Source organism: Cetobacterium sp., from assembly GCF_051658645.1.
In the GTDB taxonomy this organism is placed as follows: domain Bacteria; phylum Fusobacteriota; class Fusobacteriia; order Fusobacteriales; family Fusobacteriaceae; genus Cetobacterium_A.
Map to the genome: position 1 here is coordinate 133,081 of NZ_JBOFMZ010000074.1, position 13,595 is coordinate 146,675.

Sequence of the window (13,595 nt, forward strand, 5' to 3'; positions counted from 1 at the left end):
GATTTAAATAAAACAAGAGTATAATCCATTTGAAATATATTATTGAATATTTTGGAGGATGGCTATGTACTATAGAGAATATTTTTATTATCTTAAAGAAAGATTACCTAAAAAATGTTATGAAGTGCTTCAAGAGTGTTTTGAAAAAAATAAAAATGAAGTTGAAAATTGTTTTAATCTTTTACAAAATAGTAGCAATAAAATTGAAGTTTCTGATATTTTATTACCTATAAAAGAAAAATATTATAGTATGGACTATGAAATACTTTTAAGAGAAGAATTAATTACAAATCATAATTGTTTAAAAGATAATTCTTACAAATTAGATCGTTTTGGAATTTATCTTCTACATTATTTAAATAATTAATATCAATGGAGGAATTAATGAAAAAAGATGCTGTTAGCTTTGCAGATACCTTATATCTTTTAATGGAGGATTTTGAATATACTCTTACAGAATTAGAAGATGATATTTTTTCACTTTTACGCCACGAATTTAAACTAACATTGAATGAAGAAAATAAAAGGCTTCATTTTATTTTAGAAAGTTCTAAGTTAAGTCAAAACGTTAAACTTTCAGTTGAAAGATCTGAATATGATGGAGAAGAGTTTTTTCTGATATCTTCTGTTAAAGTAGCTTAATATATTAGTTAATAAGTTATTTAAAAAGGCAATTTTTAATGAAAATCATTAAAAATTGCCTTTTTTATAAAAATCTAATACCCCCGTATTTAATTATAATATATCACACATTTTAACTAAATTCAAGTCTTTTGTTCATTTTTTGTGTTTTTTCACTCAAAATCATCTATTAAAAAATTCTTTTTTATCCTGTCTGATATTTGATCAAAATAAACTGAACGTTTTATATAACAATCTACAAAGTCTTCATTTAAAATATTATAGCTTTCTAAACCTTCCAATAAATCAGAACGATTTATCATTAAACGTCCTTTAAATATTTGATTTATGTAATTTTTAATATCTTTTGCTGAAAAAATTGAAATATAGTTATCAAAAAAAAGATGTAAACTATTCTTTGTATAATTTTCATAAGTTTCTAAAATTTTTTTGTGATTACTTATGTAGTTTATATTGTCAATATACCTTTTAAACTCATCAATTGGAATCACAGAACCTGAAATATAGAATATACTATCTATATAAACTAAATATGGCTGTATTTTATAAATTTCTTTTAGTTTACTATTAATTAATTCACTCATTGTGCAATCCTCCTTTTAATACTTATCTATTAACTAATAATACGCAAACAATGTGTACTTTCTTTTTAGATTCTTTCAAAAAATAAAAAAAGTAATAGTTTTTAACACTATTACTTTTTTAAAATCAGCTAATTTAATAGATAACATTTTATTTTCCGAAAAAATTCATAAAAACTGTTATTATTGAAGCGTTTGTAAAATCTATAAAAAGAGCTCCTACCAATGGTAGTACAAAGAATGCTGCTGGTGAAGGTCCATTTACAGCTGTAAACGACTCCATATTAGCCATTGCATTCGGTGTTGCACCCATTCCAAATCCACAATGTCCAGATGCCATAACTGCTGCATCATAATCTTTTCCCATCACTCTAAATGTAACAAAATAAGCATATAATCCCATAACTGCTGTTTGTGCTAAAAGAATTACAATTAAAGGTCCAGCTAAAGCTGCTAATTCCCATAATTTCATAGACATTAAAGCCATCGCTAAAAATAATTGTAATGAAAGATTCCCTATTACACTTATAGTATGTAGTGGTAATTTTGTTTCTTTTGTATCAATTACATTTCTTATAACTGCCGCTATTAACATTGGACCTATATAGGCTGGTAAAACTACACCGTATTTTTTTGATATTGGAATTAAGAAACCTCCAATGCCCATAGATAAAGTTATATAAACAATCGCAGAAAAAAGACTTTTTTCTGTTACAGTTTCTTTCGAAACTGATTTCGATTTTTCTTCTGGTATTAAAAACTCTTCTTCCACATGACCTATAAGATTATATTTATTCATTAATTTTTTTGCTACTGGACCACCTATCATACATCCTGCTACTAATCCAAATGTTGCTGATGCTATTGCTACTGACATTGCTCCTGTCGCTCCTGCTGTAGCTAAAACTGGTCCAAAAGCTCCTGATGTACCATGGCCTCCAGTTAATGGAACAGAACCTGCTGCTATTCCTATAAGTGGATTTAATCCAAATAGTTTAGCTAAACTTATCCCTACTAAATTTTGAATAACAACCAAAATACTCGCTATACATAAAAATGTAAATACTTGAATCCCACCTTTTTTTAATAATTTTAAACTTGCTAAAAACCCAATTGTAGTAAAAAATGCAATCATTAATAAATCTTTTAATGCTCCATTAAATGAAAATTCGAATATTCCAGCATTTCTAGCTATTAAAGTTATTATTGAAAATATTACTCCACCAATTACCGGGGCTGGTATAAAAAACTTTTCAAAAAATGATACTTTATTTTTTATAAATTTTCCTACTAATAATAATACCACTGCTGTTGCTAATGTTTCGGCCATATTAAATTGATATTCTATCATAAAACCTCCCCATATATTTTTTTATTACTTTCTAATAAATTATACCATTAAAAAAATACAAATGCAAATATATGCAAAATATATATAATATTTTTATTATATATATTTAATCAATATTTTTATTTTATAGTTAAAGAAAGGAGAATTGTAAGTTTTTTAGAATAAAACAATACATAATTTTTTAACTTTAAAGGATGGTGATTTTATGATTTGTTTCAAAAAAAAAGTTTTTAGATATCTTTTGATTACAGGGATTTTATTCAGTATAGTTGGTTTTTTAGGAATTTTTAGTACTAATATCTTTTCAAAATACGTAATTGATATTTTAGCTGCTTTTTTCTTTGTAAGTGGTATTAAAAATTTTATAAAAGGATTTCAATTTAGAAAAATAATAAATTTTCATTGGGGACTTTATATTTTTGTTGGAGTTCTTGAAATTGTTGCATCTATATCATTACTTAGTCAACCTTTTAACAATCAACTTTATATGATTATATACTCTGGAATTTTCATGACTTTTAAAGGTCTTTTAATATTTGTAAACACTATTTTTAATCGGAAAATATTTCCTAGTTCAATAAATTTTAGTTTAAATACTGGAATTATTAATATTTTATTTGGAGCTCTCTTAATAGGAATGCCTTTTATTTCTGAAAGTTTTATATTTTTATGTGTTGCTTGGTATATTTTTTTTAGTGGAGCAAATCTTATTTTATTCGCATTTTATTTTAAAAGACTATAATAAAAATGCAAAGATGAATCTATTTTTTATCTAGATTTATCTTTGCATTTTTTAAATTTTATAGTTTTATTTCTAAAAATTCCCCAACGACATCATAGTTTTTATCTTCACCTAAATTTTTCAAATGACTTTCAACTATTTCAATATATTCATCTAATTGAGTTTGATTTACTCCACCAGTTTTATAGTCGACTACTAAAATTTTACCCTTATTGTTTTCAAATCTTTTTTTTATCATTATTCTATCTATTCTTTTTAGTTGACCTTCGTGGTATATTTCATACTCTGGGTATATATGATCCCATTCACTAGAGAAAATAACAGAGTTCTTCTGAAACAGAGCTTCAAATTCATCACTTTCCAGGATTTTTTTTAATTTCCTCTCTCCTATAATTGAAGAGTATTCTGAGTATGTTTTTTCTTTTGCTTCAGAATGTTCTTCAATTGTATTATCTATAATAAATTCTAAATAATAATGTACTGCATTTCCTATTCTTCTTTTTTCTTCAGTTACTATATCAACTAGAAGAATTCTATTAGGTTCTTCACAATCTTCAACATTTTTTTCAACAAAATTTATTGAATTTAAAAGCTCGGTATTTTTTATTCTATCGTCATTTTTATTTTTTTCAGTTTTACTTATTTTCCCACGCTTTGTATTTGATAATTCATCAGTTACATTCATTAAGTATTTATTTTGATTTTCTCCTATAACTAAAAATAGATTTTTTTTCGCTCTTGTTAAAGCTACATAAATACTATTTATCTCTTCTTGTTCTTCTTTTATTTTTAACTCTCTTAAGAAAGCATAGTCATCTCCTAAATTAGATAAAATTTTCTCATATTTTTTATCTACAAATATATAATTTTCTATCTCGTTAAATGGCGTTTTAAAATCTATATAAAATTGGACACCACTTGACATACCTTTTTTTTGGTTTTGATGATAATAGTAAACTGTTTCAAACTCTAATCCCTTTGATTTATGTATACTTAAAAGTGTTATTGCTTTTTCCTCTTCTAATGAAACTTGCTTAAATTTAGGATTGTCTTTTTCGTTTAGCAAAGAATTATAAAAAGATAAAATATCCTCATAGTTTTTAGACATCTCTAAAAATCGGAATATATTTTTTAAATCTGATTTGCCAGAAAAATGCTCTGATATATTAAACTTTTCAATTATATCCAATACAAAGTTTCTATTCGTTACTCCTTTTTGAACAATATATTTTACTTTATCTATTACATCTTTAAGATTTGATAAATTTAATTCATCTTTTTCAGTATCTATTCTTGGAAAAGAAAATATATAACTTCCTATATCATCTTTTTCTTTTAAAATAAATTTCAACTCATCATTTCCAATTTTAACAATATCACTTCTTAGAAACTCTAATAAAGAAAACATATCCTTGTTCACACTAAATTTTAATAATTTAAATATAGGATTTACAGCTCTATGATATATAATGGAATCATTTGAATCTATAAAAAAAGGTATTTTTCTATCACTCAAAGAGTTTGCAATTTCATTTAATTGTTTATTACTTCTTGCTATTATACCTATTCCACCATACTCACCTTTAAAGTTATCTTCAATTGAATCCAGCATATTTTCAATCATATTTTCATCTTCTGGTAATATATTCTCTATATTATCACTATCTGATTCTAATTCACTTTTTTTTATAATTTCAAAATAACCGAGTTCTTCACTCTTACCATCTACAGAGGCAAAAGCCCATTTATGATTGTGATTTTCTAGCTTAGCCACTTCGTCATAAGCTTCGGATATTCCATTGAAAATATCATTTGTAAAATCTACTATATTTTTACAGCTACGATAAGAAACACTCATCGTTTCCTCTTCTACATTTATAATATCTGGCAAGTTTTCAAAAAGAGCTTTTTCTCCCCCTCTCCAACCATATATACTCTGCTTTTCATCTCCAACACAAATTAGATTCTCACAGCTATTTATAAGACCTTTTAATATTCTCCACTGAAGAACACTTGTATCTTGAAATTCATCTATAAATACTGTTTTAAATTCACTGTCAAAAATATCTTTAAAGTACTGAGTAATAAAACCATCTTTTATTAAATTTATTTCTGGTTTATCTATATACTGAAACATATAACTACTTATATCCAAATGAGTAAAACTTTTTTCACTGAATTTTATACTGTCATATATTTTATAAAGATTTTCTATAAAATATAAAATTTCTTTTTCAAAACTTAAAACTTCTTTATTAAAAATTTCTTTTGAAACTTCTTCTTTCAATTGAGAAAAAGCTTTTCCTAAAATCTCTATCTCAGAATCAAAATCATGTTTTTTTGTTGTTTTTACTTTTCTAGAATCCCAACATTTATCACTTTTTAATATTTCACTCCAATTTTCAATTACATAATCTTTATGTTCACTACTATCTTTTTCTACTATCCATTTTATAACCTTTGTCATATATTCAGTTATATTTTTACCATCATTTTTTTTCTCTTGAATATTTGTAAAAGTATCTGTTAAATGTTTTATTAACTTATGAACAGATATCTCTCCAGAGTATTCATCTTTATTTTTTAAACTTTGTGATTGTTCAATCAAAATAAGTTTCCATCTATTATCAACAAGTTTCTTAAGTATATCTAAATATTTTTGTACATCACGTTCTGTTCTATTTTGTAAAAATATCTTAAATCTATCAAATTCAACTTTATCTTGTACAATTTTTTCAAAACATTTTAACAAGATCTCGATATTATCATTATCATCAATTATTTCATAAGAAAATATATTTAAATATGGTGCTATTACATTTTTGAATATATTATTTATAAAACCATCTATCGTTGATATTTTAAGTCTATCTTTATTATCTAAAACTTCATAATAAACTTTTTTTACATTTTCGAAAGATAAATCTAATTCTGGATAAAGGTGTTTTAAATTTTCATATAATCCTGATTCAGAGTCTTTATACATCTCTTCTAAAAAAACTAATACCCTCTCTTGAATTTCTGAGGTAGCTTTTTTAGTAAATGTCATTACTAATATATCCTTATAGTTCTCTCCTTTAAAAAGAGAAGCTAAGTACTCAAGCGAAAGTCTATATGTTTTTCCTGTTCCAGCACTTGCTTTTAAAACTGTTCCTTTCATCTAAAACTCCTTCCTACATATATCTTCATATTCACAGTATAAACATCCACTTTTCTTTTCACTTAAAAGATAAGTTTCTTCTCTGAAAAAATCTATTAATCTTTCTTTTAATAACTCTTTTGTTAGCTTTATTTTATCTTGATTTTCAAGTTTACCTTCAAAGGCATTATAGATTGATTTTTGTGCTCTGCTTTCATCTCCATATAACATAATCGTATAAAAATCAAGTTGGTTATCTATTTTACTTCCTGTTTTAAAATCAATTATATGATTGTTCGTTGTTGTTTCAATAACCAAATCGACTCTACCACCAAGAGTAACTTCTACTTCACCTTTTAATAACGGCTCTTTTTTACTATTTTTTTCACTTTCTATACGTTTTACTTTCTTCTCGATATATAACTCTTCTATCTCTTTATAAAACTTTAATATATTTTTAGTAAAACGAGGAATTAATATCTGTGTAAAATAATTATCTAAATAAAGTGGTATTTTTTTTCTGTTATAATGGAAACTAAGATATAATAACTCTTCAACTTCTTCTGGACTTATATTATAATCAGAAATATTCAGAATTTTTTTCCACATTTTATCCGTTAACTTTTCAAAAACTTCATGTACATATGTTCCTATAAATTTTAATGACAATCCTAAAGTATCCTCTTTTTCAAAAGACTCTAACTGGCAAATTTTACTTAAATAGAATCTGTATTCACATTTAGCCAAAACTTCATAATCATAAGCTCCTAAACTCATTTGACCATTTTTAAAGTCTATTTTTTCTTTTAACAAGTGAGCTTCAGAAAACTGTCCAATTGAATTTGATTTTAAAGCCAATAGTCTTTCTAAAATATCTTCACTATAAATCATCTTTTCTAAATAATTTATTTTATATTTATTTAACACCTCTGAAAGCAGAGGTGAAACTGCTTCTCCACTATTTTCATTTTTTATATATAATATTGTATTAAACTTATTTTTCAATAAATTTTGATAAAAACGATATTTTTCTTCTTTTCTTTCTTTTTCATAATAACTAAATCCATTTTCTTTTTTTTGCTTTTCTGTTAAATAAAGAGAATCTCTTTTCATTTTTGGAAGATGTCTTATGCTTATATTTATAAAAATTGATTCTCTTGATTGGATAACTTTACAGTTTTCCATAGGTTTAATTAAATATTTACCTTCTGTTTTATCATTTCTTATTATTTCAACACCATTAAAGTATTGCAATAAAAATTTTAATATATCTCCACCATTTCTAAAACAGTTATCCATATCTTTTTCTTCTAACATTATCTCTGTTGTTTTAGCATAGCCCATATACTCTTGAAGCTTATCATAAAAATTCAAATATATTTTCTCACGAAACATATCTAATGATAATAATTCGTTAAAGTATTCTATAAAAGCATCTATATTTTTCATTTTATATATTTTTAATATATCTAAATATATTTTTGAAATATTTTCATTTTTCTCTTGTCCAATATATTTATAATCCCAATTTATTTGATTATAGATATATTCCATATCTTTTTTTTCAACTTTATAATATTCTTGTATCTCTGAAACTCTTATACCACTCAAAAAACTGTTTATAGAGATCAGATTATTCATTCTAGGCTCTAATGAAGATACAAGCTCATTTAAAGCTGACAAGAATTTAAAAAGCTTTGTGTCATTTATAGTATAAAAGCTTCCTCTCATAAAGTTATTTGGAAATATTTTAGAATACTCATTTTCATCTGCTTCTGGTGAAAATATATTTGTCATATTATTTTTTATTTTCATGATATCTAATAAGTTACCTATTAGTTCTAACTCATCTTGAACCTCTAAAATAGAAATTTCATTTTTTTGAATTTTTGGTAGATAAACATCTTTTAACTCTAAATTATCCTCATCAAAAACTCCAAACTCTCCTTGAACTCTAATTACAACTTCCACAAATTTTTCTAGCTTTGAAATCACAAGCTTATCTAAAGGTGTAAAGTTGATTACATCTACAAAAACTATTTTTTTATATTTCTTAAAGGATGATAAGTCTAAGTTCTCTATACTATGTATCCAATCCTTTGGTATATAATTTTTCTCAGCTAGATGAATATCATACTTTTCTTTAAACTTATGAAAATTTTGAAAATACTTTTTTTGCCACTCTTCTAACTCTATTGATTCGATTGATAAACTTTTATTTAACTCAGCATAATACTTAAAAAATTTATCTGAAAACTCTATTGATTCAAAGTAATTATTTATATTTAGTTCTAAAAACTCTTTTTTCATATGGTTATATAAACTTATAAATCTCTTGGCTTCACTTAAGATAATTTTATCTGTTCTAAAAGCTTGATTTTTAAATTCATCTATTGTGTAATAAACAGGATCAGGTTCAAAAATATTTCTTTTACTCTCTTTTCTTTGAATATTTTTAAGTGGATAATCTGAAAATATATATAAAACAAGAGGATCTTTTTTTAGTCCCTGAATTAAAGAACTCCCATAATTTATGTATTCAAACTGCATTTTTTCCTCCTATTTTTTTAATGGTGTTGCACACTCACTCGCAGTTCCTTTTAATATTTCAATTCCATGAACTAAAGCATCTATTACAAAATTTAAATTCTCGGTTGCTCCTTTTGGGCTTCCTGGTAAATTTAAAATTAAACTCGATTTTCTTATTCCACATTTAGCTCTACTGAGCATAGCTTTTGGTGTTATTTGAAAGGATTTAGCTCTCATATACTCTGCTACACCTTCAGCTTCTCTCTCTATTACAGCGAGTGTTGCTTCTGGTGTTATATCTCTTTTAGAAAACCCTGTTCCACCATTTGTTACAATTAAATCTGCGATATCTTCATCTGATAATTTTTTTAGTTCATCACAAATTTCAGAATAACTGTCTGGTAACATATTATAATAAACATTTTTATAATCTTTATGATTATCAAAAATTTCTGCTAGTTTTTTACCTGTTATATCTTCTCTTTCTCCTCTAGAACCTTTATCACTTAAAGTTATTATAGCTACTCTTATCATCTTATTCTCCTTATAGTATTGGTGCAATTAGTTTAGATATTGATTCTAAAACTCGTTCTTTTTTTCCTCTATTTTTATAATCTTCTATTTTTACCATTTCAGAATTTTGTATATCTGATTTTATTCTATTTTCCAATTCAATTATATTAATTCCTAAAATCAATAAATTAATTTCAAAATTTTGATACATACTTCTATAATCAAAATTAGCCGTTCCCAAAAATGCAATCTCTCTGTCTACAATCATCAATTTACTATGTATAAATCCATTTTTATATTTATAAATCTCTGCTCCTAATTCTAATAACTCTCCATAAAAATACTGATTTGCCCAATAAACAAAAGCATGGTCTCCTATATTTGGAATTACTATTTTTATTTTAATTCCCGAAACCAAAGCACCTTTTAAAGCTTCCATTACTGGTTCATCTGGTATAAAGTAAGGTGTTTCGATCATTATACTTTTTTCAGCTTTAATAATTAAATTTAATATTGTATCTTTTATTGTATGAAATTCATAGTTTGGTCCAGAGCTTACAACTTGAATTGGTGTAATTTGATAATCTTTTTTTATTAAAGCTGGATTTTCAAATAGATCTGTTGTATCTTTTTTTAAAAACTTCCAACTTCTTTCAAACTCATGAAGATAATCAACTATAGCTTCACCTTTTATTGAAAATCCGATATCTTGCCAATTTCCTAACTTACCTTTTCCTAAATAATCTTTTCCTATATTTAATCCACCTGAAAATAAAACCTCATTATCTATCAAACTTATTTTTCTATGGTTTCTGTAATTTGCTCTTAAATTCCCTATTTTTATAAATGGAAAGTATGATGGAAAGAATATTTCAATCATTACACCAGCATTTCTCAGCTCTTTTAACCTTTTTCTAGAGACTCCTCTTGTTCCAGCACCATCTATAATAATCTTTATTTCAATAGATTCTTTTGCTTTTTCTAAAATAGCATCATAAATCGGTCCACCAACTTCATCATCATCAAAAACATAGTACTCCATATAGATATTTTTTTTTGATTCTTTTATAGCTAAAGTTAAACTACTAAAAAAAGATTCGTTTTTTCTATAAAAAACAAAGCTATTATTATGTGTCATCTTACCTAAAAGAACTCCATCTAAATATTTACTTAGTCCAATCCATTTTTTTATATTAATCATTGATTTTTTTTTTATATTTTTAGAATATTTATTACTGTTTTTCAAATAATATTTTGATAAAGCACGTCTTTTTTTAAAGCTAATTCCAAAAAATAAATACATTATGAATCCAAAATATGATGTCAATAATAGTATCATTATCCAAAATAGTGTAAATACAGGTCTTTTTCTTTCAAAAAAAATTACAATTGCTGCAAATATGATATTTATAAAAACTAAGTAGTCTTTTAAAGCTATTAATATCTCTTTCATCAGCCCACCTTTAACTTTTTTTAGAAAAAAAGAAGAGCGTTAACTCTTCTTTTACTTGAATTTTAAATCTAACTCTCTAAAACTTTCTTCTAGACCTTTTCCATTAGAAAATTCTTTTTTTATTTTTTTTACAAATGTTCCCATTTCATCTGCGCTTCCAACCAATCTATTAAAGATACCTAAATACTCAGTTATAATAGGATTATCCACATCATAAGGATATCTCATCAAATGATCAATCTCACTCCAAGCTTCTTCAAAAACAGTTCTAACTTGTATCTCTACAAGAACTTCATCTTGCTTTGTAACAGGAACTCCAATTAAATAATGTATAGACCTATACCCATGATCTCTTACTATTATTTCACAATCTAAATCTTCAATTGTAGTTTTCAAATCCTGTATATTATAATCTCCTCTTCTTATGTTGATTTGAGGTGTTTCTTTTGTATCCCATAACTTTGTTATCTCTTCATGAATACCACGCCAATCATCTTTAAAAAGGTGTAATACACGAATACCTATAAGGTCAGTTATAATTTCTTTATAGTTCTCTACACATATTCCACGATCAGCATATTTCCGACCTTTTCTAATTATTTTTTCTACAAGATGAGCTGCTTTTTTTACTCTTCTTCTGACCGAATGAACACCAATACTATCTATCAGTTTAGAGACTATATGTTCTGCTTCTTTTTCTAAATAAGGAACTAATTTTAAATAATCTAAATATATTTTCATTAGCTCATCCCAATTCAATCCTGTTGACTCGAAATACTCATCACTTATTGAAAATATTTTAAAAAATTCTTCCTTATTTATGGTTTTGTCCAACATAAATTTAACACCTCTTTACTATTTTCTAGATATTTTCTCTAATAAAATTTGAGCGGTTTTTCTATAAGCTGCTACTTCTGAATTTTTAAACTCTCTCTCCTCTAGTGGGGATGTAGTTATTATTTTTTCTCTTATGTTAAATTCATTTCCTTTGATTAAATGAATTCTTTCAAAAGATATTTTATCACCCTCAATAAATTTAATTTTATCTAGGTCACATCTAAAGTTTATCCAACTTTGAAGATTTGGTGTTTTATCTATAAGATTTAATAGTGCTAATGAATAAAGAGAATTTTCCTCTTGTAAAAGTTTTTCTCTTTTATTGCTTTTTAATTCTAAAATTTCTTTTTCTAATAAATCTAGTTTCATAATCTCTATTCTGTTTTCAAAAGATACTTTTCCAGTTAATAATTTACTCATTAATTCGATAGAGTGTCCTACGAAAATTTCTTTCAGTATTTTTATATTAACAATTAATCTTTTTGTATTATTACTTTTATAAATTTTATAATAATAATCTTTTATAACTGTATCAAAAGATCCATCTTCTTCTAGTTTTATTTCTAAACCTAATTTAAACTCTCTGTTCTTTAACTCTAAGTATGTTTTTTTATTTATCTCTACAATTCTACTACTACACCCTTTTAAATATAGTTCATCAATTTTTAATTCGGTAACTCCAAAAGTTTTTATTAGATTTTGATTTTTCATATCTTTTACAGTTGAAAATTCAATTGGTAACCTATCCAATTTTAAAGAACTATACCTTATTTCTAAAGCACTTTCCATTAATTTAAAATCTTCACTTTTTATCTCTAACACTTCTGGACTTCTCTTCACAACATCTAATATTGGTTCTTCAGATATTATTTGAGTAGATTCCATTGAAGTTACCGAAAGATCTTTTTTCCAACAGTTGCCTCTTTTAACTCTAATTCCATAGTTGGAGCTGAGCAAAGATAATCTTTTAACTCTTTGAAAAATTCCTCTTCAGTGTGAGGTAGTAATTTAATTCCTAACTCATTTAATCTCTCAATCGTTCTAGTTTTTAAAACATTTGAGCTACTTACAGCGTAAATTACATCTTTTTTTTCTACACCTAACAATGTAGATTCTAACATGTCTATAAAGTCAATGTTATTTAAGTCCATTCCTAAAATTAGCGTTGGATATTTTTCAATATCTTCTTTCATACTTTTAAAGAAATTTTTATAAAAATCTAAAACTTTTAATTTTCTAAAATCTTGAATTGAAATAAATATTTTTTCATATTTATTTACATCTCCTAAAAGCTTATAATGCTTAATCTCTCCACCTTTAGATACTGCTACTTTATCATCAGTTGGTAATATTTTAACTATTTTATTTGAATTTACATCATCTAAAATTATGTCATAATCTGTTGAAAAAACAGCATTTATTTTTTCACTTTCAGAAAAAACTTTCACTAATTCTGTTGTATCTCTGTTTGTTTCATATAAATTTTTAATTTTTTTTAATAATGCACTTCTACTCGTAACCACACCATCTAAATAAATTTGACTAACTTGAAATAAAGAATTTTCATCTCTAATATAACCTTTTATATTTTCTTTCATATCTTTTATTAACAGTTTTGCTAAATCTCTTCTTGTTGGGTAGCCAGCTTGTCTAACTAAAAAATCTCCTAAGAACAGGTTAATTTTGTCTGCATCATTAAATCTATTGAAAAAACTCATAATAACACCTCTCTTTCTTTTAAAATAAACACTTTGGCAATATAAGTATATCGTAATTTTGACTATTTCACAAGTATATTTTTCTAAAAA

At 25.2% G+C, this 13,595-nt stretch carries 12 protein-coding genes; 3 read left to right on the forward strand and 9 right to left on the reverse strand.

The window, feature by feature from the left end; all coding sequences use genetic code 11:
• The first annotated feature begins 64 nt into the window (after positions 1–64).
• Both ACRCZX_RS10125 and ACRCZX_RS10130 read left to right on the forward strand, forming a co-directional pair.
• Positions 65–367 (forward strand): hypothetical protein, encoded by a 303-nt coding sequence (locus ACRCZX_RS10125; RefSeq protein ID WP_438582805.1) that lies wholly within the window; start codon positions 65–67, stop codon positions 365–367.
• Between the two features lie 17 nt (positions 368–384).
• Positions 385–642, forward strand: a complete 258-nt coding sequence (locus ACRCZX_RS10130; protein WP_438582806.1) for a hypothetical protein — start codon at positions 385–387, stop codon at positions 640–642.
• A gap of 152 nt (positions 643–794) precedes the next feature.
• Here ACRCZX_RS10130 and ACRCZX_RS10135 read toward each other — a convergent pair whose 3' ends face one another.
• Both ACRCZX_RS10135 and gltS read right to left on the reverse strand, forming a co-directional pair.
• Positions 795–1,226, reverse strand: a complete 432-nt coding sequence (locus tag ACRCZX_RS10135) for a hypothetical protein (RefSeq protein WP_438582807.1) — start codon at positions 1,224–1,226, stop codon at positions 795–797.
• A gap of 148 nt (positions 1,227–1,374) precedes the next feature.
• Positions 1,375–2,574, reverse strand: coding sequence for a sodium/glutamate symporter (gene gltS, locus ACRCZX_RS10140; RefSeq protein WP_438582808.1), 1,200 nt, complete (start codon positions 2,572–2,574; stop codon positions 1,375–1,377).
• A 205-nt stretch (positions 2,575–2,779) separates the two neighbouring features.
• Here gltS and ACRCZX_RS10145 point away from each other — a divergent pair, with 205 nt between their 5' ends.
• Positions 2,780–3,316, forward strand: coding sequence for an HdeD family acid-resistance protein (locus ACRCZX_RS10145; RefSeq protein ID WP_438582809.1), 537 nt, complete (start codon positions 2,780–2,782; stop codon positions 3,314–3,316).
• A gap of 58 nt (positions 3,317–3,374) precedes the next feature.
• On the opposite strand, the gene ACRCZX_RS10150 is transcribed toward ACRCZX_RS10145, so the two are convergent.
• From ACRCZX_RS10150 to ACRCZX_RS10180, 7 genes are read right to left on the reverse strand one after another with little or no spacing between them, the layout of a single operon-like run.
• Positions 3,375–6,476 carry a UvrD-helicase domain-containing protein gene (locus tag ACRCZX_RS10150; protein WP_438582810.1) on the reverse strand — a complete coding sequence of 1,034 codons (3,102 nt, stop codon included), beginning with the start codon at positions 6,474–6,476 and terminating at the stop codon, positions 3,375–3,377.
• Positions 6,477–9,005, reverse strand: a complete 2,529-nt coding sequence (locus ACRCZX_RS10155; protein WP_438582811.1) for a PD-(D/E)XK nuclease family protein — start codon at positions 9,003–9,005, stop codon at positions 6,477–6,479.
• A gap of 9 nt (positions 9,006–9,014) precedes the next feature.
• Positions 9,015–9,518 carry a MogA/MoaB family molybdenum cofactor biosynthesis protein gene (locus tag ACRCZX_RS10160; RefSeq protein WP_438582812.1) on the reverse strand — a complete coding sequence of 168 codons (504 nt, stop codon included), beginning with the start codon at positions 9,516–9,518 and terminating at the stop codon, positions 9,015–9,017.
• 10 nt (positions 9,519–9,528) lie between these two features.
• Positions 9,529–10,950, reverse strand: a complete 1,422-nt coding sequence (cls, locus tag ACRCZX_RS10165) for a cardiolipin synthase (protein ID WP_438582813.1) — start codon at positions 10,948–10,950, stop codon at positions 9,529–9,531.
• A gap of 51 nt (positions 10,951–11,001) precedes the next feature.
• The gene (locus tag ACRCZX_RS10170) at positions 11,002–11,784 is read right to left on the reverse strand and encodes a RelA/SpoT domain-containing protein (protein ID WP_438582836.1); all 783 of its coding nucleotides are present in this window, start codon (positions 11,782–11,784) and stop codon (positions 11,002–11,004) included.
• A gap of 21 nt (positions 11,785–11,805) precedes the next feature.
• The gene (locus ACRCZX_RS10175; RefSeq protein ID WP_438582814.1) at positions 11,806–12,672 is read right to left on the reverse strand and encodes a hypothetical protein; all 867 of its coding nucleotides are present in this window, start codon (positions 12,670–12,672) and stop codon (positions 11,806–11,808) included.
• Between the two features lie 5 nt (positions 12,673–12,677).
• The gene (locus ACRCZX_RS10180) at positions 12,678–13,505 is read right to left on the reverse strand and encodes an SIR2 family protein (RefSeq protein ID WP_438582815.1); all 828 of its coding nucleotides are present in this window, start codon (positions 13,503–13,505) and stop codon (positions 12,678–12,680) included.
• Positions 13,506–13,595: the final 90 nt, after the last annotated feature.

What these genes read in the sequence shown, in the direction of transcription:
- ACRCZX_RS10125 (WP_438582805.1), top strand. Translation starts at nt 65, where the DNA reads ATGTACTATAGAGAATATTTTTATTATCTTAAAGAAAGATTACCTAAA.
- ACRCZX_RS10130 (WP_438582806.1), top strand. Translation starts at nt 385, where the DNA reads ATGAAAAAAGATGCTGTTAGCTTTGCAGATACCTTATATCTTTTAATG.
- ACRCZX_RS10135 (WP_438582807.1), bottom strand. Translation starts at nt 1,226, where the DNA reads ATGAGTGAATTAATTAATAGTAAACTAAAAGAAATTTATAAAATACAG.
- gltS (WP_438582808.1), bottom strand. Translation starts at nt 2,574, where the DNA reads ATGATAGAATATCAATTTAATATGGCCGAAACATTAGCAACAGCAGTG.
- ACRCZX_RS10145 (WP_438582809.1), top strand. Translation starts at nt 2,780, where the DNA reads ATGATTTGTTTCAAAAAAAAAGTTTTTAGATATCTTTTGATTACAGGG.
- ACRCZX_RS10150 (WP_438582810.1), bottom strand. Translation starts at nt 6,476, where the DNA reads ATGAAAGGAACAGTTTTAAAAGCAAGTGCTGGAACAGGAAAAACATAT.
- ACRCZX_RS10155 (WP_438582811.1), bottom strand. Translation starts at nt 9,005, where the DNA reads ATGCAGTTTGAATACATAAATTATGGGAGTTCTTTAATTCAGGGACTA.
- ACRCZX_RS10160 (WP_438582812.1), bottom strand. Translation starts at nt 9,518, where the DNA reads ATGATAAGAGTAGCTATAATAACTTTAAGTGATAAAGGTTCTAGAGGA.
- cls (WP_438582813.1), bottom strand. Translation starts at nt 10,950, where the DNA reads ATGAAAGAGATATTAATAGCTTTAAAAGACTACTTAGTTTTTATAAAT.
- ACRCZX_RS10175 (WP_438582814.1), bottom strand. Translation starts at nt 12,672, where the DNA reads ATGGAATCTACTCAAATAATATCTGAAGAACCAATATTAGATGTTGTG.
- ACRCZX_RS10180 (WP_438582815.1), bottom strand. Translation starts at nt 13,505, where the DNA reads ATGAGTTTTTTCAATAGATTTAATGATGCAGACAAAATTAACCTGTTC.